The organism is Chitinophaga polysaccharea, assembly GCF_902150045.1.
GTDB lineage: Bacteria > Bacteroidota > Bacteroidia > Chitinophagales > Chitinophagaceae > Chitinophaga > Chitinophaga polysaccharea_A.
Window position 1 is genome coordinate 631,693 of record NZ_CABFVU010000004.1, and the last position, 22,939, is coordinate 654,631.

The 22,939-nt window shown below is 45.8% G+C and carries 18 protein-coding genes; 11 read left to right on the forward strand and 7 right to left on the reverse strand.

The features are described from left to right. Window positions 1-110: 110 nt before the first annotated feature. Complete coding sequence (locus FN124_RS27270) at window positions 111-875, reverse strand: response regulator transcription factor (RefSeq protein WP_142687942.1); 765 nt, start codon at window positions 873-875, stop codon at window positions 111-113. A 214-nt stretch (window positions 876-1,089) separates the two neighbouring features. Between FN124_RS27270 and FN124_RS27275 the strand changes: the two genes are divergently transcribed. The 3 genes from FN124_RS27275 (at window position 1,090) to FN124_RS27285 (ending at window position 7,811) form a co-directional block, all read left to right on the forward strand. Beyond that, window positions 1,090-2,277, forward strand: coding sequence for a FecR family protein (locus FN124_RS27275; protein WP_142687943.1), 1,188 nt, complete (start codon window positions 1,090-1,092; stop codon window positions 2,275-2,277). Window positions 2,278-2,505: 228 nt separating this feature from the next. Then, window positions 2,506-5,865: a TonB-dependent receptor gene (locus FN124_RS27280; RefSeq protein WP_185937404.1), complete on the forward strand. Its 3,360-nt coding sequence runs from the start codon at window positions 2,506-2,508 to the stop codon at window positions 5,863-5,865. Between the two features lie 71 nt (window positions 5,866-5,936). Further along, a complete protein-coding gene (locus tag FN124_RS27285; protein WP_142687945.1) occupies window positions 5,937-7,811 on the forward strand; it encodes a RagB/SusD family nutrient uptake outer membrane protein in 1,875 nt (624 codons plus the stop codon). Window positions 7,812-7,860: 49 nt separating this feature from the next. Here the strand turns inward: FN124_RS27285 and FN124_RS27290 are convergent, their stop codons facing one another. After that, window positions 7,861-8,415, reverse strand: a complete 555-nt coding sequence (locus FN124_RS27290; RefSeq protein WP_142687946.1) for an RNA polymerase sigma factor — start codon at window positions 8,413-8,415, stop codon at window positions 7,861-7,863. Window positions 8,416-8,617: 202 nt separating this feature from the next. Here FN124_RS27290 and FN124_RS31015 point away from each other — a divergent pair, with 202 nt between their 5' ends. The 7 genes from FN124_RS31015 (at window position 8,618) to FN124_RS27315 (ending at window position 14,461) form a co-directional block, all read left to right on the forward strand. Continuing rightward, the gene (locus tag FN124_RS31015; RefSeq protein ID WP_185937405.1) at window positions 8,618-8,788 is read left to right on the forward strand and encodes a hypothetical protein; all 171 of its coding nucleotides are present in this window, start codon (window positions 8,618-8,620) and stop codon (window positions 8,786-8,788) included. Window positions 8,789-9,254: 466 nt separating this feature from the next. Further along, complete coding sequence (locus FN124_RS27295; protein ID WP_142687947.1) at window positions 9,255-9,728, forward strand: LuxR C-terminal-related transcriptional regulator; 474 nt, start codon at window positions 9,255-9,257, stop codon at window positions 9,726-9,728. Between the two features lie 78 nt (window positions 9,729-9,806). Beyond that, window positions 9,807-9,968 carry a hypothetical protein gene (locus FN124_RS31020; protein WP_185937406.1) on the forward strand — a complete coding sequence of 54 codons (162 nt, stop codon included), beginning with the start codon at window positions 9,807-9,809 and terminating at the stop codon, window positions 9,966-9,968. 17 nt (window positions 9,969-9,985) lie between these two features. After that, on the forward strand, window positions 9,986-11,419 hold the full coding sequence (locus FN124_RS27300; RefSeq protein ID WP_142687948.1) for a PKD domain-containing protein: 1,434 nt from the start codon (window positions 9,986-9,988) through the stop codon (window positions 11,417-11,419). An 84-nt stretch (window positions 11,420-11,503) separates the two neighbouring features. Then, window positions 11,504-13,102 carry a hypothetical protein gene (locus FN124_RS27305; protein WP_142687949.1) on the forward strand — a complete coding sequence of 533 codons (1,599 nt, stop codon included), beginning with the start codon at window positions 11,504-11,506 and terminating at the stop codon, window positions 13,100-13,102. 295 nt (window positions 13,103-13,397) lie between these two features. Continuing rightward, window positions 13,398-13,964 carry a hypothetical protein gene (locus FN124_RS27310; protein ID WP_142687950.1) on the forward strand — a complete coding sequence of 189 codons (567 nt, stop codon included), beginning with the start codon at window positions 13,398-13,400 and terminating at the stop codon, window positions 13,962-13,964. 41 nt (window positions 13,965-14,005) lie between these two features. Then, window positions 14,006-14,461 (forward strand): protein-disulfide reductase DsbD domain-containing protein, encoded by a 456-nt coding sequence (locus FN124_RS27315; protein ID WP_142687951.1) that lies wholly within the window; start codon window positions 14,006-14,008, stop codon window positions 14,459-14,461. Window positions 14,462-14,550: 89 nt separating this feature from the next. On the opposite strand, the gene FN124_RS27320 is transcribed toward FN124_RS27315, so the two are convergent. Beyond that, a complete protein-coding gene (locus FN124_RS27320) occupies window positions 14,551-15,000 on the reverse strand; it encodes an SRPBCC family protein (RefSeq protein ID WP_142687952.1) in 450 nt (149 codons plus the stop codon). A 215-nt stretch (window positions 15,001-15,215) separates the two neighbouring features. Between FN124_RS27320 and FN124_RS27325 the strand changes: the two genes are divergently transcribed. Further along, on the forward strand, window positions 15,216-15,782 hold the full coding sequence (locus tag FN124_RS27325; RefSeq protein WP_260607597.1) for a prolyl-tRNA synthetase associated domain-containing protein: 567 nt from the start codon (window positions 15,216-15,218) through the stop codon (window positions 15,780-15,782). A 3-nt stretch (window positions 15,783-15,785) separates the two neighbouring features. Here FN124_RS27325 and FN124_RS27330 read toward each other — a convergent pair whose 3' ends face one another. The 4 genes from FN124_RS27330 to FN124_RS27345 form a co-directional block, all read right to left on the reverse strand. Next, a complete protein-coding gene (locus FN124_RS27330; RefSeq protein ID WP_142687953.1) occupies window positions 15,786-16,352 on the reverse strand; it encodes a DUF4256 domain-containing protein in 567 nt (188 codons plus the stop codon). A gap of 165 nt (window positions 16,353-16,517) precedes the next feature. Continuing rightward, window positions 16,518-18,620 carry an alpha-galactosidase gene (locus FN124_RS27335; protein WP_142687954.1) on the reverse strand — a complete coding sequence of 701 codons (2,103 nt, stop codon included), beginning with the start codon at window positions 18,618-18,620 and terminating at the stop codon, window positions 16,518-16,520. After that, window positions 18,620-21,391 carry an MGH1-like glycoside hydrolase domain-containing protein gene (locus FN124_RS27340; RefSeq protein ID WP_185937407.1) on the reverse strand — a complete coding sequence of 924 codons (2,772 nt, stop codon included), beginning with the start codon at window positions 21,389-21,391 and terminating at the stop codon, window positions 18,620-18,622. The genes FN124_RS27335 and FN124_RS27340 overlap by 1 nt, the downstream gene beginning before the upstream one ends. Window positions 21,392-21,449: 58 nt before the next feature. Continuing rightward, window positions 21,450-22,913, reverse strand: a complete 1,464-nt coding sequence (locus FN124_RS27345; RefSeq protein ID WP_142687956.1) for a RagB/SusD family nutrient uptake outer membrane protein — start codon at window positions 22,911-22,913, stop codon at window positions 21,450-21,452. Between the last annotated feature and the right edge of the window lie 26 nt (window positions 22,914-22,939).

Genomic DNA, 22,939 nt, shown 5'->3' on the forward strand with positions numbered 1-22,939 from the left:
TTCCTCCACCTGTATATTAAGTAACAGACCCGCCATATACCATTTCAAAAGCAGACCTCTTACATATATTGAAACAGCTTCGCTATTCAATTTAATTACAATATAGCCTGTTATAAAAATATAGAATACTTCACCAGGTCGGTCATTGTATGACATTCCAGTTTACGAAGTATATTCCTGCGGTGTGTTTTTACTGTATCCTCGGAAATATATAACTCATTCCCTATGGCTTTATTCAGCAGCCCCTTGAGGATCAGGCCGAGTATTTTCTTCTCCTGGAACGACAGTGAGCAGAAACGGACATAATGTTCCTCAAAAAACTTATGATGCTTTAGTACATGTTTCAAGCATTTCAGGTATTCCGGCAGCTGGCTCATTTCAATGTCAAGCGTAATGTTTGCCCTTCCCGTTGCCATATGTTGCTGCAAAGTGATGACCGGATCACCCCCTTTTTGCGGGGGAGGCGTTTGCACAACTTTTTGGTTGATCCACTCCAGGGCCTGCTGCTCATAGGCAAAGAAGCCGGGTCTTACCGGGGCTTCTCCTTCTTCAAAAATATCGAGGATCGACAACATGGCCAGGGCATGCCCGCTTACTATGATCGCTGTTTTTTTTGTAATGCCCAGCTGCATGGCAGGTGCATTTAAAAACTCGTCTGTCCATTTTCTTTCTTCCGGGCTGATGATATAGCTGAACTTTGAATTATCCCAAAGTGTACGGGCAGGTTTTACTTTGTAATATACTTCCTTGAATGCTCTCATAGCGCTGGTATAGTCGTCGGACGACCGGCATTCAAAAAAAGTGCCCTTGAGTGTTTTGAGCGAAGCAATGTATTCGACAGAAAAGGTGTCGGATTGGTAAAGGTTTTGGGACATAACCAGGGTATTGGATACTTCTCCAAACTTACAACAATATTTGATAAATGATATGCCCGGGCGCGCCGGATATGGCTTGCTTCCCAGGCTTCCAGGATAAAAGTGCAAATGAACGCACTGTTATAATTAATTGAATTTTAAATAATTAGAAATATCTGCACTTTTTTTTTATTTCCGATGGGTATTATCTCCTGTTCAGTATACTTCTATTATTATGAACTTACCCATTCACGTTATAGAAAAATACCTGCGCGGAGAAGCCAGCGAAGAGGAAACCAGGTTGGTAAACGACTGGTTCTATTCCGTTGATGCACAGGAGGATACCCCTGATGAGGCACTGGTAGCCCTGAGAGAGCAAATAGGTAAAAGAGTACATAACCGCCTGGATAAAAGTATAGACCTGACCATAAAGCAACAGAAAGAAAAGCGCTTCAGGGCGCTGAAATTCTCTGCTGCAGCGGCGATTGTATTAGGCGTCGGAATCTTCTTCCTGGCCCAGAGAAGCGGCATGTTCTCCCGTAAACCGGTACTTGCTGCCACAACTCCTGTAAAAAAGGGAGGAGCCGGAAATAACAAAGCAATACTCATCCTGGCAAATGGAAAAGAAATAGTATTGGATAGTACTGCCGATGGGACCATAGACAGTAAAAGCGGGATACAGATCATAAAGCCCGAAGACGGGGAAGTAGCATATGTGCCAACCAGGCAACAGCCGGAATCATCATCAGCAGCTTATAATACCATTATTACGCCCAGGAGCGGGCAATACTGTGTTACATTGTCTGACGGAACAAAGGTCTGGCTCAATGCGGCATCGTCTCTCCGGTACCCGGTAGTATTTAATGCAGGTAGCAGGGAAGTGGAATTATCCGGAGAAGGATATTTTGAAGTAACCGCCGTGCTTTCAGAACAGGGCAATAAGGTGCCGTTTACGGTATCGGTACATAACACCGGCCTGCCCCATGCCATGAAGGTAAAAGTACTGGGAACAAAATTCAACGTGATGGCTTATAACGATGAAGCATCCATTGAAACAACATTACTGGAAGGAAAAGTAGAAACTGCTTATTCAGCAGGCACTGCTTCGCTATCGCCGGGCTTACAGTCGACACTGGAAAAAAACAACCTGAAATTTAAAGTTAGCAAAGCCGATATAGAACGGGCGCTTGCCTGGAAGAACGGGGAGTTCCGGTTTAACCGGCTGGATATTAAAGGTATCATGCGACAAATTGCACGATGGTATGATGTTTCAATAGAGTACAGGGGGAATATGGATAATATTTACCTGTCAGGCGTTTTTTCCAGGAAAAGTGAAGTGAGCCAGATGCTGGATATCCTGGAAGCCACTGGCACCGTACATTACCAACTGGAAGGAAATAAAATTATCGTATCAACCAAATAAGAATTTAATGCCAATGAACAGTACATAAAATTCCGCGTACATGCAGATCCAAAATAAACCCGGAAGTGCGGTCACACTTCCGGATGAGAATATTTGGGTCCAAACAGCCTGTAACAATTTCACTTTACAACCATTTATCACCCAAACATTATAAAGATAATGAATCTTATTCCCATTTGGGGCAGATTTAAATATCTGCGGCCCTTCCATGCCTCGTTTTTTCTACCCATGAAGTTAATTGCTTGTTTTATTCTTGTTGCCACCTTCCAGGTGAATGCCAGCACCATGGCCCAAACAGTAACAATAAAAGGGGTGAACATGTTGCTGCCGGCCATATTTGAAAAGATCAAAACACAAACCGGTTATGCTTTTGTGTACCAGGACGACCTGCTTAAAAAAGCAGTACCGGTAACTATTAACGAAATAAATAAACCGCTGGAAGAAATACTGTTGCAGGTATTCAAAAGCCAGCCATTTGTTTATGAATTAAAGTACAACACAATTGTGGTCAGGGGAAAACCTGGCCTCAGGCCGGAAGCCGGGCAGGGCCAGTATCTCCAGGCAACAGGAACCGTTTACAACAATATCGGCGAGCCGCTGGTGGGGGCCACTGTAGTGATCAAAGGCACACAAACCTCCACTATCACCAACAATGCCGGCAAGTTTTCTATAAAGGTGCCTGATGCCGGTGCTACATTAGTGATCAGTTATGCCACCTATATTTCCCAGGAGATCAGTGTGCTCAATAGCACCCGCTTTCCCATTGATGTAGTGTTGCAACTGAATGCAAAAAGTATTGAAGAAGTAGTGGTGGTAGGATATGGTACGCAAAAAAGAAAGTACCTCACCGGTTCCATAGCCTCTATCGGCCCAAGGGAACTAAGACAAAGCCCTGTTGCCAATATCAGCAATGCGCTGGCCGGCAGATTACCGGGTCTCATTACCGTGCAAAACAGCGGGGAGCCGGGAGCCGATGGATCGAACCTGTTTATCAGGGGATTGAGCACCACGGGCAACAACAGTCCCATTATCCTGGTAGATGGTATTCAGCGCTCCTTCAGCGATATTGATCCAAACGAAGTGGCAGACATCAGTATCCTGAAAGATGCAGGTTCCACGGCCATTTACGGTATCAACGGCGCCAACGGCGTAATACTGGTTACCACCAAAAGAGGCGCTACCTCCAAGCCCCGTATCAATGTGACCTTACAAAACGGATGGCAAAGCCCTACCAGGCTGCCGGAGTATGCCGACTCGTACGACGGGCTCACCATGTACCGCGAAGGGTTGATCAATGACGGGCTGCCGGTAGCCATACAGTACACGGATTCTGTTTTAAAATATTACCGCGACAGGAGCAAGCCTGCTTACCAATACATCTATCCCAATGTAAACTGGATGGATGCCATGCTGAAGCCCTATTCGATGATGCAACAGGGTAACATTAATGTTACGGGTGGTAATGAATTCGCCAAGTACTTTGTATCCATGGGGTATTTAAGACAAAACGGGTTGTACAGGTATGAAGACCAGATTGAAGGGTACAACATGCAGGCCATCACTAACAAGTATAATTTCCGCTCCAATATAGACCTGCAGATTTCAAAAGACCTCAGCATGGAACTGGGACTGGGAGCCATTGTGCGCGACAGGAACTACCCGGGCGCCAATGCGAGCGATATTTTTAACGCCATTAAATCAGCACCCGCCTGGTGGTACCCGATCACCAATCCGGATGGCAGTCCTGCTGCGTTTAATACGGTGCCGGCCTCTCCATATGTGCAGTTAACCCAATCCGGTTACCAACGGAATTTTGAAACGAACCTTCAGTCTACCGCAGGCTTTAAATGGGACATGCATTATTTCCTTAAGGGACTGAGCTCAAGAGTAAGACTTTCATTTGACAACACCAGTTATCGAAATATGAAACGGGGCCTTTCCAGGCGTACCTTCCTTTATAAGTTATTGCCTGGTGTAGTTGCAGACACGGTTACTGACCTGGCAAAAAGTGGTACTTACCAGGTAATTGAAAACGGTGATGGTACCCTGGGCTATGATGTAAATGCAAACAGCAACAGGCGCACAACACTGGAAACATACCTGAACTATGATAATACTTTCGGCAGGCATACTATACAGGCCATGGTGCTTTACACTCAATCCTCCTTTTTTGACGGAGTAGGCGGTGGAATAGGCAATGCCATTCCAGGGCTGCCTTACAAGAACCAGGGCGTTGTAGGAAGAGTGATGTATAACTATGATAACCGCTACACCATACAGTTCTCCGGCGCTTACAACGGTGCTGAAAATTTCCCCGCCGGTAAACGCTTCGGGTTTTTCCCCGCTGTTTCCGCAGGCTGGGACATAGCAAAGGAACAATTTATCCGCTCCGCCCCGAGCTTGTCGTTTGTAGACCAGGTGAAGATAAGAGGCTCTTATGGCATCACCGGAACCTATGCTTTGCCATCCGGCAGGTTCTCTTACCTGAGCCAGTGGAATCCCAATGATGCGGGGTACCAGTTTGGGGTGAACCGCGATGGTACGGGCTATGGTGGCGCCTATGAGCAGCGGATTCCCAATCCCAATCTCACCTGGGAGAAAGGCTATAAAACCGACATAGGACTGGACCTGGGATTATGGAATGGAGGATTGAATATGACCGTAGAATATTTCAGGGAGAGACGAAAGGATATTCTTATTAACTCCGAGCTGGTGCCGGCCACGGTAGGGCTCATGAATCAACCGGCCTTAAATGCCGCCATTGTGAATAAGCAGGGTATTGACCTGTCTGTTGAGCACCGGCATGAATTCAGGAAACAGGGCTATGCTGTTCGTGTTAACTATTCCTATGCAACAAACAGAATTGCCTATTATGCACAACCGGAATATAAAGGCAGGGAATGGCAGGCCAGGGCCGGCAGCGAAGTGGGATCCATATATGGTTATACGGCTATCGGCTTCTTCAAAAGCAATGACGATATTGCAAAAAGCCCTTCACAATCCGTATTTGGAACCGTTCAGCCCGGCGATATCAAGTACAAGGATATTAATGGAGATGGTATCATTAACTCCCTTGACGCCGGTTACCTGCCCGGAAAGCGTAACCAGCCCACTTCTATTTTAGGCGTAAGTCTTTCCTACCACTACGCCGGCTTTGATGTGAGCGTATTATTCCAGGGCGCTTATGGCGGCTCGCTGTTGGTGAATGGATCCGGTATCTTTCCTTTTTCAAGATTTGCCGGTGTGCTGGCGGAAGTCAAAGACAATCACTGGGTAGCCTCCAATCCCGACGGAGATTATAAATATCCGCGCCTGTCGTCACAAGACAATACCAATAACCAGCAAAATTCCACGTTCTGGATCTACTCCAGTAATTACCTGCGCTTAAAAACAGTGGAGATAGGCTATAATATTCCCCGGTACTGGCTTAGTAAGATAGGGTTCAGTAATGCGAGGATCTTTGTAAATGGTATCAACCTCATCACCTGGGATAAGCTGAAAATCTTTGATCCGGAAATATCCAATGAGGGTACAGGCACTTATCCCCAGCAGCGGGTGATCAATATGGGATTAACCTTTTCATTTTAATAATATCAACGCGATCGGGCAATTATACTTTTCAGGCACTGATCATCTGAATAAATTAAAATCAACAACAAATGATACGTAAAATATTATTCCACGGACTCATATTTCTCTGGATAACAGCCATATCCTGTAAGAAGTATCTGGATGTTGTTCCCAAGGAAATTGTTACAGAAAAAGACATTTACGATAATATAAATACGGCGGAACGGGCCTGGGCCAATATGTATACGTCGTTAAACACAAGCACCACCAACATCTACTATAATACCGTGTTGGGCGCCTGTACAGATGAGTGCAAGAATCACTGGGAAAATGTGCCGGAGCAGAAATTTAACTCCGGTGCATGGGGGCCTACCGATAACTCGCTGGACAATTGGGGATGGGCGTACCAGTTTATACGGAGAGCCAATATTTTCCTGAAAAATATAGATAAGACCCCTATTCCACAGGACAGGGTTGATTACTACAGCAACCGGATCCCTCAATATAAAGCGGAAGTTCGTTTCCTGAGAGCTAAATTATATTTTGAACTGCTCAGGTCCTATGGGGCAATTCCGTTGTTGGGCGATGATGTTACAGATGTAAGCGAAAGCATTCCTGAAGCCCTGAATACGAGGAAGCCGGTTGACGAAGTGGTGAATTATATCATAGCAGAGCTTGACCAGGCAGCGCCGGTGTTGCCCATAGATTATACAGATAACCCCGGGGAAACCGGCCGTATTACCCGTGGCGCAGCGATGGCACTAAAAGCCATTACGTTGGTATACGCAGCCAGCCCCTTGTTTAACGGGAACACCATGTACGCTGGTGTAAAAAATATAGACGGCGCACAACTTTTTCCGCAAACTTATGACAAGGAGAAATGGAAGAAGGCCGCCGACGCCGCCAGGGCGGTGTTGGATATGAATGTATATGCGTTAAACAATCCCAATCCGTCGAATCCAATAGATAACTACGCCCGCCTGTTCTACTCCCGGGAGTATAAGGAAACCATTTTACCTTATTTGATAGGCTCCACCAGGGACCTGGATCAAACGATGCAGCCGAATGGCCAGGACGCACAATCCGCCGGGGGGAACGGCAAGTTCAGCGTATTCCAGGAAATGGTGGATGCGTATGAAATGAATAATGGGCTGCCAATCACTGACGTGAATTCAGGTTATACCAAAGATGGCTTCTGGGACGGGCCGCTATGGGACGGGAAAGCATACCGGCAGGCGAAAAACGTTTCCAATATGTACAAAAACAGGGATCCCCGTTTCTATGCAAGCATCAACTTTCAATATACCTTCTGGGATTCCACTAACCACAGGCGCCCGTTGAAATATGCCTATTTTGGAAACAATGGCGGAGCATCCGACGGATGGCCCAAATCAGGTACCAACTGCGAAACCGGGTATAACTGGAGGAAATGGTGCGATCCCGGTGTAAACCTGAGAGGTGGAGGAAACGGTAACCGGAATTTCCCGGTAATACGGCTGGCCGAAATTTATCTTATTTATGCCGAAGCCATGAATGAATACCTGGACGCTCCCAGCCAGGATGTGTACGATGCTATCAATAAAGTAAGGGCCCGCGTATCGATGCCGGCATTACCGGTGAGCGGCACAAATGATAATACAAAAGCGGGAATGCGGAAACGGATCCAGAATGAATGGCGCGTGGAATTTGCTTTTGAAGGGAAACGCTTCTGGGATGTGCGCCGCTGGCTGATTGCTGAAAATGTAGATAACGGAGATGTGCATGGAATGAACGCCCGGCCGTCTTCAGGCGAGTTACAGGCCACGGGTTTTGATCCGGGCAGCGAAGAAGCCGGTCTTGCTGTGTTCTTCAAACTCACCGCCATACAACGCCGTGTGTTTACAAAGCGACACTATCTCATGCCAATCCCCCAATCAGAAATAGATAAAGGAGGTGGTAAGCTGGTGCAGAATTTCGGCTGGTAAAACAAATAAAAAGCGCCGGTACATTTGCAGATGTACCGGCGCTTTTTATTTATCCTAAAAATGAAAAAAGCATATGTTTCAGCCTGAACTTTAAACGTTCCAGGGCTTTGTGGATCTGGTTGTCCACCGTTTTTTTACTGATGTTAAGTGTTTGGGCGATCTCCTTTGAGCTCATGCCTTCTTCCCGGCTGTATTGAAAAATGAGCCTGCATTTTTCCGGCAGCTGGTCTATTTCCTTATATACAAGCTCCAGTATTTTCCTGTTATGTACCGCATCGCTGATTTCGGGCGTCAGTTCAGCATGTTTGTCCATCGCCGCATCCCTGGTATATTTCCGCGCATAAGCCTTTTTCCTGATCTGGGTGAGCACCTGGTATTTAACGGCCGTTACAAGGTAGTTTTCGAACTGTCCTATTTCCACTTTCTTCCTGTTATTCCACAAACTTAAAAATACGTCGTGCACCACGTCTTCTGCTGCCACAGCATCTTTCAGGTGCTTATTGGCAACAATGAACAATTTCTCCCAATACCGTTTGTATAAATCGTTAAACAAATCTCTATCACCGTCGGCTAAAAAAGCAGGTGATTCTTCAGACGTGGACATAAATGTAATAACCTATTTAATCAGGAATAGCTGTACTGATCTGGATTGCTAAAGAGATCTTCATAATGGTACAAATATACTATATTCTGGTGCATTATGGCGCCATATGCTGGTGTTATATGTGAAATCCGGTCGCGGTGCATAGCTGGACAGGTACTGCCAGCAGTCGGGCGTATCCAAGCAGAAAGTGTTGGAGCGGGTAATGGGAGATGATATAAAATACCTCGAAAATATTTTTAACTGGCATCTCCCGGCTACAACATACGCCTATGCACAGCAGCGTTATAACAAGCCGGAACATGCAGCAACCCGGACGGCGCTCAGCGAACGTTTTGCGAAGAAAATAAGGCGGCTGAAGGGGCCGCCCCTGTAACCCCTGCTATATGGCAGTTATTCAAATGTTAATCACAAACTGCGGGATCAGTAAAATCTGGTATATTTGCTTGTCCCTGACCCCGTTGCATGTGAAACGCTGGTAAGTTAGGCAGTGTCCCATACGCCTGGAATAAAAAATATCCCTGTTAGCAAACTGTCATGTCAGGACAAATCTGTCAATATTAAAGGTATGTCTGCAATTCTACAAAACAACGAGTTCCTTTGGGTAAGTTATAATGAAAAAGAAGACCTGCTTCATAACCGTTTGGTGAATGCCAGAGTACGGAAGATTTAATGAGGGGGATCTCTATCTACAAAGAAATTTTTGAGCGTGTATTGCCATCCAGGATACTCTGGGATTCGTCGGATTTTCATTTTGTGATCCCCCGGATCTGCAGCAGTGGGTATACCACTTCCTGGACAAACCTGCCAGCGATACCGGGCTGGAATTTAATGTAGGGCACGTGGTATCGCCCAATGTACTTGCACAGGTATCTGTGATGGAGATCTATTCCAAAAATGACCCTTTGACCTTTCGCCCCAGGTACTTTTCACATATTAACCAGGCCATGCAGTGGATGACCTTACCCCAGCAGCCCCCGGATGATGTAAATATGCAGATAGATAAGCACTGTAAAGACAACCGGGCCCGGATCATACTGGATGTATCGACGGACCTGTTGCCGGATTATCTGCGTGAATTCCGGCGCATGTTTGAAAACAGGGCGTTCCTGGTGGAAAAGATGCACTTATATGCTACGCTCAGCAAACGGGAAAAAGAAATCCTGTCGCTCATCACCAGGCATCACAGTAACCAGGAAATTGCCGACAGGTATGCTATTTCACTGAACACTGCTAAAACCCACCGCAAGAATATCATTTATAAATTAAGATGTAAAAATAACGCTGAACTCATGTACTACCAGGTGTTTGGCTAATTACCCACTAGTGGGTATTTTTTAAATGGCGGCAGGTTTTGAACTTTGGGGCATCCCATGGGGACAAACCATTTACGTATGAAATACCATCAAACCAGAATTACATGTTATATAACGCTCACGGGTACACTTAAGCACAATATTATTACCGGCGCCATTACAATGAACAGAAACGATGGTGCGCCCGGCACGCCGGATGATACCATTTTCATATCTATTCCCATCAAACACTTATATTAAAAAGCGATACGTTACCCATGAAAAAAATATTGTTGATTGCCTGTATCTGTACCTGCATTACTGCCTGTAAAAAGGGCGATAGCACAACATCTCCCACGGGAAATGATCCGAAAGTTTCGGCGGCATTTTCCTTCACCATTGCCGATACGGCCGTTTATCCCTTTAAGGTGAATTTTGAGAATCTTTCCCAGAATGCCAGATCCTACTCCTGGACTTTCGGAAATGGTGAAAGCAGTACGGAACGGCAGCCGGTTGTAACTTATACTACCAATGGCAACTATACGGTGCGACTGGTAGCAGCTGATGGCAGCCGGAAAGATACTGTTGAGAAAACAGTTACTATCAATATCAAAAGCCCCATCGCTGATTTCGCCTTTACCACGCCTGATATCCTGAAACCCAGTCAGCTTGCTTTTACCAGTACGGCGGTGAGAGGTAAAGATTACCTGTGGAATTTCGGAGATGGCAGCACCTCAACACTGCCCAATCCCACGCATACCTATGCAGCCAATGGTAAGGTTACTGTAAAGTTAACAGTGAAAAACCCTGTTGGGGAAGCGGTAGTGACCAAAGAACTGAATATCAGCAATACGGTTTCCTATACCTCATTTGATGGCAAACAGTATAGTCTGTTCCCCTGGCCCGGCAACCGGGTCGTTATTTTATCCCGCAACCTTAATCTTGATCCGGCGGTAATGATTAAATGGGTAAGCACTATGGACAGCGTTTATGGCTTTTACAGGGCCTGCACAGGACGGGATCCGGGACCCGCCAAAATACTGGATGGCCGCAGTGTGATTGCCGATGTACCTGCCACCTGTGGTGCGGGCTGCGGTTACCTGGGCGCAACCGGTATCGAAATTCTCAATACCAACTTCGATATTATTTACAATGGTATCCGCACCAATAACCAGTTCGACCAGGTACCTTTTTATGAATTCGGGAGGAACTTCTGGTTTTATGGAGATCAGCTGGCCTATAAGGCAAACGATCCTGTTACTACCGGCTATGCAGTGCTGATGCGTTTCATGAGTCTTGATGCCACCGGTGTGCAGGGTGGTCCTTTTGTGGGCAGCACCGTAATGCCTTATGCGGAGTTCAAAAGCGCCGTTGTAAAACTGGTAGATCAGTATACGGCTAATACTTCGCTCAACTGGAACAACACACTGGGTGCAAATACAGGTGTGCCGGGCGGTTTTGGCGGAGCTACAGATCTGTTTGCCTCCTTTTGCATGCGGTTAAAAAGGGATTATGGCGGGGAAAATTTTATCCGTAATGTATGGAAACAAGCCGGTAGCCGCCCCGCTGCAGTTACTACACAGGATGCGGTTGATAACTTTATCCTGGCGGCATGTGCGGCAGCTAATAAAAACCTTACCACGCTGTTTGTAACCACCTGGCGCTGGCCTATGAGTGACGCGGCGAAAACGGTTGCTGCGCAATATCCGTGAGTGAACAGGAGTAAAGGTTCTGCAAATAATATTTGTTTATTAAGGGGTAATTAGTTATTTTTTGAAGACATATATTCACCCTGTATGTCATCAAGCCTCCTCAAAACAACAGCTCCCGGCGCTTCCCGTGCTGCTGCTAACCAACCGGTTCCTCATAATGGTATCGCGTATCCGGCAGTTACAGCCCAGCCTGTATTACAGGGCCTGGGGATCATACAGCTCAAAATTGATAAGCAACTGGCCAAAGGAAGTGATAAACAGGCGATTCAAAACTACCTGAAAGGACCGGTGAATACACGCAACCAGACTTTTTCAGAAGCGGTGGAAGAAGTGCTGGTGTTATTCCCCGAACTGAGTAATAAACTCGGAATCCTGAAAGCATGGATAGTATTACAGGAATCCCTGCCGGGGGAAGATGTAGGTACAATGACAGACTGCATCACCCGTTTGACAGAGGGCGTCAATGCTGTTTATGTACAGCATACGCCTTATCCTAACCTCGCGTCTAAAAACGTTATCCCAGACAAACCTTTTACTATTCCGCAAAGCGAAAACAGCCAGGCGCTGTCACTTCAACTATATAATGCCATTGATAAGAAAGCGAAGGAACTGTTTATACTCGTGAAAGCGAAAGATAATAGCGCGAAAACAGAATTGGGAAACCTCTTACGTTATGATGAAGAACATGACAGCTATAAAGGCTATATGCTGGGGGTGCTGATTATAGACGGAAAGTTGTTTGCCACTTGTTCCGGCGGCGTATCCACTGGTTTCAGAACCATTGCGCAATCACTGGGGATGCAGTATGTGCAGTCTGTGATGGATGTGGATCAGGCCAGGGCAATTGTTGCAAAACAACTAAGCCCGCAGGATTTCGGAACGGGGGAGGAAAAGAATATTGTGAAAGAACATGCGCAGGGAAAAGAGGTGAAAACCGGATTAACCGGTACCTGTGCAGCCCCGAAGCTGATCTGGTCTATCATTGACGGAAGTAGTCTGAAATTGCATCCTACTACTTTGTTGCATGCTTCCATGACGGAAAGATGGGTATCGCCGCTTAATACAAATAGTACTGTTCCTATTGTTGACGCACATGGCAAGGTAATAGAATATGGCAGCGGTGATATTGTACCTTCCTGTAAGGCATGTCAGCATTTAATGCATGGTTTGGAAGACAAGCTGCATCAGCGGCTGGCAGAGAGTCTTAAATTTAAATTATACCGGGAAGAAGAAATGTCCGCAGAAAGCATAGAAAAGAAAAAAGTGGAGAAAGAACAAAAAGCGGCGATGGATAAAGAATATGGAAACGAAAGCCTCAACGAGTTTTCCGATGAAGTACAGGCGTTAGACGAGGCCATAAGGAAATTATTGGGAACTATTCTGAAAGGGGATAATTCCGTTCTGAAAGAGGAACTGGGTTTCCTGAAAGACGAAACAGACAGGCTGGAGGAATTACGTTTTAACCTGCATGCCTTTGCAAAGATCTCATTGGGTAATAAGCGGGAAACTGTATTGGCGGCATTGGAGCAATTGAAAGAAGGACAAAAAGTTATTGCCACCATGGTGGAAGGGATCACCGATTTTTGGGTGGCTGCAGAGCGGAAGTCGGCCGAGGAAAAGCAGTCGGCGCCGTCATCCAAAAAAGGTAGTCAGTCAGGGACGAGAAAGCGAAGAGGGAAATAATGATAGTGGAATTTAAGATGAACAGCCCGTTTAGATGAATAAGAAAAATTTTTTACAAAATATTACCGGGTATATATTTTCTGCGGCCGCCGGCGTCTTTTTTATAGCTATCTGGAATCCCTTTCAATTGGCTGTTTACAGCCTTTTTATCGGTGTTGTTATCTATTTCATATTAAACATCCGGCAGCACGGGAAACTACAATTAAACAACCATCATTTAAGAAAATCCCTTTTTTATACCGGGGGTATATATTTCTTAATAATAACATTATACTCTCTGTCGCCTTACCTGCGTTTGAAAGAATTTCAATGGACGCATCCGGGCTATCACGCAGTGCAGGGAGAAGTTACTGTTTCCGGGTATGACGTATATAAACAACGGGGCAATTTATACAGTTTCGTTAATGTTGATTACAGCTACTATGTTAATGGCAATCATTATCAGCAGCAACAAAAAGCTGCGCTGAAATTTTATTCTTTCCCCATATTTTCCAACACAAAAACCGGTTATTTAAGAGATGAAGTTGCCCGCAGGTTTAGCCGGATACAACAGCAGAAAAGTTATGTGATCATGGTAAATGATCAGCAGCCCGCCAGCAGCCGCTTCTTTAGCAGTAAGCAAGCGTTTTACTGCAGTGGAAGCGCATTGAAGAATTTCCTGGCAGGAATACTGTTTATGCTGGCTGTTTTTGCCCTGGTAGGTTTCCTGGCATTTTTATTCAGAAATTATAAAGCTCCTTCCCCGGTGAACAGGAAACAATTACAACAACGGATAATAAAGATCATATTGATTATTTTTGGATTGCTTTTTACAATTTACCTGGCATTCCTGATTTATTTTAAAAGTACAGGTAAATTGTAAACAGTACTTACTTAAAACCAACCGACCAAAAAAATGTACGTATGAGAAAGCTGTTATCTGCGCTGTTCCTCTTTGCTCTTCCTGCACTTGCCGGCGCACAGGTGATGAATCCTGTAAAATGGAATTTTACGGCAAAAAAGCTGAATGCAAGTACTTTTGAATTACATATGACAGCCATGATAGATCCCGGCTGGCATATGTATGCACAGGATACAGGAGAGGGGCCGGTTCCAACTTCGTTCAGTTTTATTAAAAATCCCCTGGTAATGCCTGTTGGAAAAGCAAAGGAGCTGGGGAAACTGAAGAAGGAATTTGACAGCAATTTTAATTCAGAGATGAAGTATTATGAGCAGCAGGTTGATTTTGTACAAACTGTGACCATAAAAGGTAAGGCAGCTACAAAGGTAAAAGGAGTGGTGGAATTTATGGCATGCAACGATCACGAGTGCCTGCCTTCAAAGAAGCTGAGCTTTGATATGAATGTAGGTGGCAAATAAAAAGGCTGCCTCCGGCTGGCACTCAGCTAATAAAAAGTGAAGGCCTTCACACCGGCAGGTTTGAAGGCCTTTTATATTGAATGCAGGTCTCATGCATCAGGTATTTCAGGCTCTACCAGCTTAGCCAGCTTTTCCAGCGACTCCTGCCAGCCCAGATAGCACATTTCTACGGGTATAGCAGACGGAATTCCTTCCTGGGTGATTTTTATTTCCGTTCCGGCAATAGTTTTCCTTAACGATACGGAAGTAACCATTTCTCCCGGTAAATTAGGATCATCAAATTTATCAGTGTATTTCAAAAACTCATTAGGTTTGAGCTCCAGGTATACGCCACCAAATGAATGACTGTTGCCTGTATTAAAATTCTGGAAGGACGCTTTGAAAGCCCCACCTACTTTTACTTCCTGTTCGTGAACAGTACAAACGAATCCATAAGGAGGCAACCATGAAGCAATGGCATTGGATTCAGTAAATGCGCGATAAACTTTTTCGGGCGATGTTTTAAGCATCCGGTGCAGTGAAACAGTGTTGTTTGACATAAGATATAATTTTATTCCTACTCATCTGGCTTTTCGGTTCCGCCCGTTTTTAGAGTGTTGCTGCTCCACTTATGTTGTGCCGGCTGTTTATTTTTAACCTTCGACATAACAAAGGTGATAAGAAATTCAGATTTGTATGAAGGGGATATACGACAATCTGGAGGGTGGTTTGCGACCGGGTTCGTTTTTTAGCGCCTATCGGCTATCTTTGGCCATTGAAAAGGACAGTAATGAGTATGGATATGTATTTCGTTAGCGAGGTAAAACAAACCGGACCACCGGTGTTCAAAACACCATTGCAACAAATGGTATATGAAATGTTCAGGGATAAGGGCGTGAAGTATGAGCGGGTAGACACTGATCCCGCTATTACAATGGAAGATTGTATCAGGATAGATCAGAGACTGAACATGAAAACAGTAAAAACACTCTTTCTCTGTAACCGGCAGCAAACAAATTTTTACCTGGTGGTTACTACCGCCGGAAAACCTTTTAAAACAAAAGATCTGAGTGCAGCGCTGGGGATTTCCCGCCTGTCCTTTGCCCCGGTTGAATTATTGCATTCCATGCTGGGAACGGATGTGGGGGCAGCAACGGTATTTGGCCTGATGCTGGACGTGAAAATGGATGTACAGCTGGTAATCGATAACGATATTCTTTCGGAAGAGTGGTATGGCTGCAGCGATGGCACTACCACCAGTTATCTTAAGCTGAGCACAGCATGGGTGATGAACGAATTTATTCCTTCTACCGGCCATACACCGAAATTCGTACAGCTATAACCGCTATACCCTTAAAGATCCACGGAATCCCCTGGCGGCATAGTAAGATTCTGCACCATTATGATACACAAAAACATGATCATAACGGCGATCGCAGAAGAGCGCCCCGCCAAGTTTTCTGATGGCAGGAGGCGTTACTATCCAGCTTGACGTTTTCAGGTCAAAGTTGCCAAGTTGCTGTAAGTCCTGGTATTGCGCCTCTGTTAAAAGCTCAATACCCATATCAGCAGCCATTTGAACGGCACTGTTTTCCGGTTTGTGCTCTTTCCTTGACTCCAGGGCCTCATGGTCGTAACAGATGCTCCTGCGGCCTTTGGGGCTTTCTGCCGAACAATCGAAGAAAATATATTCGTCCTTATTTTTATCGTAACCCACTACATCCGGTTCTCCACCGGTCAGCTCCATTTCATCAAGCGACCATAGTTTCGCCGGACTCGCTTCCAGCTTAACCTGCACCTTGGCCCAATCGATCCCTTTATGGCGTTGCCTGTTTTTTTCAAAGCGCGCTTTTAATACGCCGAGTAATTCCCGGGACTGTTCGGAGGATAGTTTTCGGTTAGTGTTTTTCATATGAGTGAATCAGTTTTTCAACTAAAGCAGGAAAACAGTATAAAGCCTGATGAGTAATGATTTATTAATCAATTATTAATAATAAAGATAAATATAATGAGATAAAATTTCTCTTTTTGTCTTAACAGATCTTCCCGAAATGAAAATATACAGGTAGATTTTTAATCAATATTTATGATAGCGATAAAAGGCAAAATTCCGTTCCCGGGGAAGTATAAAAGAAATATTTCCATCTTTAACGGTTGTTGTAAATGTTTTCCCATTGCCGGCAAGATGGTCAAAGATATATTTCCCTTCTTCTAACCCTGTCAGTTTTATCATACAGGTTGTCTTTTTATTATTTTCCCGGAATACTAATACAAAACCTTCTGTGTTGTTGCCGGAGTGGAACGATTGGAATCCTGTCCAGCTGCTGCCGGAAGGTTCCTGCCCAACCGGGAAGATCATTCCTTCATGCCATTCTTTCCAGTATCGTTTATAAGCGCTGATAAGCGTAGCCGTGGTATAGGCCGCCGCCGGAAGATTTCTCATTTCCATCCAGGCAAGCGGTTGGGCCGCCATAGTAACAGCAAACAGGTAATCGAATGAGTAGGCGGAAGGGCTTAAACTGTCGTTCACCGGGTATTTATCCGTATTCCTCCATTTATTCAGGAATTCAATCTGAAGCCGCTGTGGCGGCATATATTTACTTAACATCCAAAGGTTTCTCAGGGTATAATACGGATAGTAATTGGCCCAGTCTGTATACCGGTTTTCGAGGAAAAGATTGCCGTACTCATAAAAATAATGATACCCGAACCGTCTTCCTGCTGTTACATCCAGGTTAAAAATACCTTCCCCGTTGGTACGGGCTACTACGGTGTCCAGCATTTTACGGAAATTGATTTCCGCCTTTTTATCTGCTATTCTTACACCGTCGATCTTCCACATGTGAATACCGTATGTTTTATATTGATCAACCAATACAGAGGCATCGTTTTCCCAATATTTAAAGCTGCTGTCTACAGAGGGATTGAACCAGGTAGAGATGATCATGTTTTTTGCTTTTGCCGCGGCCATTATTTTCCTGAACCCGTCAGGGAACTTTACCGGGTCAGGCAACCAGTAGCCGGGTTTGTGCCAGATATCCTTAAAGCTGCCGCCCTGGAAGGCAGAGTTGGCACTTTTCCCGCTTTGCCATCCGTCATCCAGCTGGATATGCGTGGTGCCAAGCTTTGCGCCAAGCTGAATTTCATTCAATATGAAAGCCTCATTGATGTTTTTGTCCTGCCCGCGGTCGCCCCAGGTATTCTGAAGGATCATATTTTCAGTAATGCCTGCCTGCGGCCTGATGGCCTCCTGGTAGGTTCTGAGCGCTATATCTGCCCCACTTTCACCATTGCTGAACACACCAGTCACTACGCTGTAGCACCTGGTCCACTCATTGTCATTAATGTCTTTTGCATCTATACCCAAACCCGCTATTTTAAAGTCGCCGAATTTCACCGAAAAATCAAAGCCCGGATAGGCCAGCTGCACCCCTGAAACAGGCGCTTCTTTCAGCCAGAACAAACCATTTCCTTTTCCTGTTGCTTCCATAAAAAGAAGATTGCCTCTCAGGCGCTGCTCCTGCCGGTAAGCGAGACTTTTATATTCCTGGGTAAGCGTATTGTTCTGGTCTGTGGCATCAAAAAATTCAACGGATCTGAGTGTCCAGTGCTTTCCCGGTAAGGCCAGGCGGTCCGCTACAATTGCGTTGGCTTCGCCTTCTTTTGAAGCCCCAACTGATTCAAGATTCTTAATATCGCCGGCGGCTACCACCCGCTGCTGCCATGCTGCTGTATTTCCTTTCAGGTAATAATCGCATGCAATGGCGGCCGATCCCGGGTATATCCTGAACACCTGTTTTAGCTGAAGACTGTCGTACGAGATCACCAATGAGGCTTCAAGGTGGGCAGCCATTTGCCTGCTGGCTTTCACGGGAACTACCTTGAAAACCGGATGGGCCGCCCTGGTATGCAGTCCCGGTATAGTAAAGCAGGGCAGGGTGGTGTCCATTGTCCATGTAATGCCCTGTAATTTGTTGGTTATGGCCAAAGTAGAAAGACCGGCAGGACCGATCAGACAGGTTTTTTTTACCACTTTATTTTCCAGCAGAAGCGTATCTCCTTTCAGGCTGGCGGCACATCCGTCCGGTATGGTTTGCGCCAATGCCCCACCTGTTGGAAGCAGGCAGTTAAAGGCAAATACCCAAACAGTGAATAGTTTTGTTTGTGTGATCTTTCTCATTATTTAGAAGGATTAACCGGAGAAATTACCAGCTTGCCGCTTTTATTGGTAGCGGGAAGGCTGAGCTGAAGCACTCCTTTTTGTAAACGTTTGATGGTAACAGGCTGGCCGTTAAACTGAGCCTGGTAATCGAAGCCGGGATTCATCCCGGCCAGCATGGCGCGTTTATGCGGACGGGTGGCTTCATCAAACGAAATATCCGCTTCATACGAAGTATGATCTTTACTGAATGATTGCCTGTTGATCCATATTTCAAAGCCCGGTGTAATGGCGCCTGTTTTATAATACGCCTCAAACCACGACAATACAGGGGTTGATAACCCGGAGAACTGGTGCCATCCTGCCCCGCGACCGGAAGCAGCGAGGAAATGTTCGAACGTGTAATAAGAGGCATCGGTTTCTGTTTTATAAACATCCAGGCCTTTTGAAGCAATTTTATAGGCAAGATCACATCTGTCCATGTCCAGCATGGTTTTCCACACAAACCACTGGTGCGGCATCCATACCGCCCCGTTCCAGTAGCCGTCTATACGGTAATAAGGAGCCGACTGGTCTACTACGGTGATACCGGAGGGGCTCCACATATGTTTATCTGAAAAGATCTTTTCTGTTAAGATTTCCTGCTGGCTGCCGTTGCATATGCCGGCAATCAGCGGGTAGGCCCCGTCCAGGCCCATATTGAAATTGACGCCGGATACAGGATCTTTGTAAAACCCGGTAGGATGACCGCTGCTGTCATGCATCACATAAGAATAGTACCCGCTTTCCGCGTCCCAGGAATTATTTTGCAGCGCTGCGGTGAATCTTCTGATATCGCCATCGTACTCTTTCAGGTTGGAAAGGCTGTCGAGGGCCATGGCGGCCATTCTCATGATCTTGGCTACCCGGATAACATGGGCGGTGGTAACCACCGGGGTGACCCTTTTTTCCAGGCGTTGATCCCTGACAGCTATCTGCGGCGGGTAATCATCCCATCCGCCGGAATTATAAAAGTAGTCCCAGGTTTTCAGCAGGTGCGACGACAATACGTCCGTCGTAGAGCTACCATAATGCCCCGCAAGGAATTCATAATATTGTTTCAGTCTTGGATAGAAATAACGGAGCAATTTCACTGACTGTGTTTTATTCCATAATTCCAGGAACACATAGATCTGAACGGGCAGGGGAGAGCCGTGATGAATAAAAGCTGATTGACTTCCCGGTGAGGTTACATAGGCATTGACGCATTCAATGGCAGCGGATGTATTTACCGTTGAAAGTCCCAGCGCAGTAAAGCCAAGATCCCATGTATACAGGCTGTTCCACCACTTACCCGGGGTAAAGTGTCTTATATATTGATTTTGGGTATAAATGGGATATACCACGTTTGACAGCAAGGTACTTTTCAGCAGGTTATGGCTGAACAGGTATTTTTTTCCTTCTTCCAGTATTCCTTCTTCTTCCGGTATGGTATCTTCCAATTGGGCGGCAAAATGATTTTTTAGCGGTGTTCCTTTTTTTAATATAGCTATTGCGCCATCGCGTGTTCCGCAACTGAGCAGTGCCGTGCATGTTTGCGATGCATGTGGCGCCAGTTGTACCGGCCGTATAAAAATGTTGGCATAATCGCCTTTCATGTTCCCGTTTAGCACTTTGGACACATGGTTATGTGTTTCGTTACGCAGGAAGATGTCCAGTTCATCATTCTTAATTTCGCGGATCTTAAATGGTTCAGTATCCCATGTGATTCCATAATACAGCGGTATATCCTGGTATTTGAGCAACAGTGTGCGTGCAGGAAGATCTTCTTCGGTGACCGGTGTTTTAAGCTGAGGGGAAGGAATAATGGTAAATGGCTTACCGGATAATGCTGTTGTTACAACAATACCATTCAGCAATATATCCCCGCCGCCAAGCGAGGTAAGGGTCAGATACCGGCTGGTGCTACTGCTTGTTTCAAACGGAATGTCCAGTACAGCAAGACTGTCGCTTGGCCTGAAAATGATCTTTTGATTAACCAGCCCGGAGAGTTGCACGGCAGATTCTTTCCCGTTCTTTAGCGCGTAAATAAAAAGGAGTCTGGCCTTTCTGACGGAAGGCACAGGAATATCATATTCAATTTTGTCGCCCGGCTGCCGGCCAAAACCTTCTCCTATAGCGCGCCCGTTTATAAACCGGGAGTCGCGTATCTCGCCGCGCATCCACCCGTCGTGCACAAGATCATCCGTTGGTTTTTTAACGGCAAATGACAGCGAACGATAGTCCACTGCATTGTACCACTTCGTGCCTGTACCGTATTTCAGTTGCTGCATCCCGTAATTTTCAGGATATTCTACAGACGCTACCAGGTTCAGGGAAAGGTTTTGAGGAAGGTCGGTATTGTTAACACAACGCATGGATATCAGCAGGGAGGAGGTATCAATGAGGGTGTAGGTCACGTCTGTATATACCTGGTCTTTCCACTCCAGCTCATACCGGTAAGTAAAGGAGCTAAGGTCGCTTTTAGTCTTCCAGGGAAAATAAGAAGATTCGAACCGTACATTTGGTATCAGCTGTTTGTTGCGGTAATAGCCGGGTAATACAGAAAAATCAAACCGCATACCGGATGTAACATCAGGTATATGGGAGATGCCTGCATAATGTTTTGAATAAGGCCCCCAGGCGGGTAACTGAAGATCGTGATTACCATTCAGCCCGGCGGTATTAAGTTCAATTGGCTTGTTTACCTGTGCAGCACTGTTGATGGCGGTTAAAAATGCTATGCATAAAATAGACCCTGCTGTTATTTTCATCGCGGAAGTTTGGATAAACGGCATCAGCTCCCGGGTAGGGAAGCTGATGCCGTTTATATTAGTTGGAGCCCTCGTTCTGGGTGATTTTTGTTTTATTGATATCGATCTGGCTTTGCGGGATCGGGAAAACCTGGTTTTGCTGGGTAACGGGATTTACCAGGTTGATCTGGGTGGATTTTCCATTGATTACAGCGATAGCGCGATCGGTTCTTACCAGGTCATACCAGCGGAGGTTCTCAAAGGCAAATTCCACTCTTCTCTCGTGTTCCATGGCCAGCCGGAAAGCCGCCTGGCTGGGAACCTGTGTGGCGGTGAGATTACCCAGCCCCGCACGGTTGCGCACATCGTTCAGATAAGTGAAGGCTTCGCCATTGGCTGTATACGCTGCTTCGTTCAGGCATTCTGCATACATCAGTATTACGTCTGCATAGCGGATCACAGGAATATTATTCCCGTTGTCATTGGCAATAGCGGGCACGTCAAAATACTTTTTAACGAAGTTCCCGGGGATGGTAACGCCGCTTGCATTTACGTAGGAAGTGGCTACGGTTGCCGCTTTACGCTGATCGCCTGCTTCGTATTCATTCACCAGGTCGTCGGTAGGTGCATTATTACCGCCGCCGCCAAACTGTATCACAGCATTCCCGGAATTTTGCGGCGCAAATGAATTGGGCCATGGATTTCCCAGTCCCACACCACCGGATTTATACTGCACATCGAAAATGGCTTCTTTACTGTTTTTATTACTCACTTTAAAGAAATCTGCATACACCGGCAGCAGTGCATACTGGTGCAGGTCGATCACTGATTTCAGCTGTGTTGCTGCTGCCGCATATTTCTTTTCAGTGAGCAGCACCCGGCCAAGAATAGCTTTGGCGGCACCCTGCGTGGCACGGCCAACGTCTGCCCCGGTATAGGAAACAGGCAGTACCTGCGCAGCTTCTGTAAGGTCTTTCTCAATCTGTGCATACACATCTGCCTTGGGGTTCCGGCCATACTCATAACCATCATCCGGGTTAGTGATCTCTTTCAGCACCAGTGGCACATCACCGAAAGTGCGTACAAGGTTGAAATAAAAGAGGGCACGGAGAAATTTGGCTTCTGCTGTATAGCGGGCTTTCAGTGCATCATCCATTGTAATTGGATCGATGCGCCCCAGGATGGCGTTGCAACGGGCAATAGCGGTATAGCTGTTGCTCCAGCGGTTGTTGATATATGGGTTAGTAGTGCGGATATAGAAGCGGTCAAATTCATCCTGGTCGGTTACGGAACCGGAGGCAACAGGAATGGAATTATCAGACCTTATTTCTGCAAAAATATAACTGTCAACGCCGTAAGTGCCGCCAGACATAAGCGAGTTATAGGCGCCGTTCAGCGCATTCTTAAAATCTTCCGCTGTCTGGTAAAAATTGCTGGTAGTGATAGAAGATATTGGCTTCAGGTCCACAAAACCTTTGCCACAGGAAGACAACAAAAAAGTAACTAAAGTTGCCTTGTATATAAAACGGGTACTGAATTTCATGAGATGTTAATTTTGTAGTTTAATCT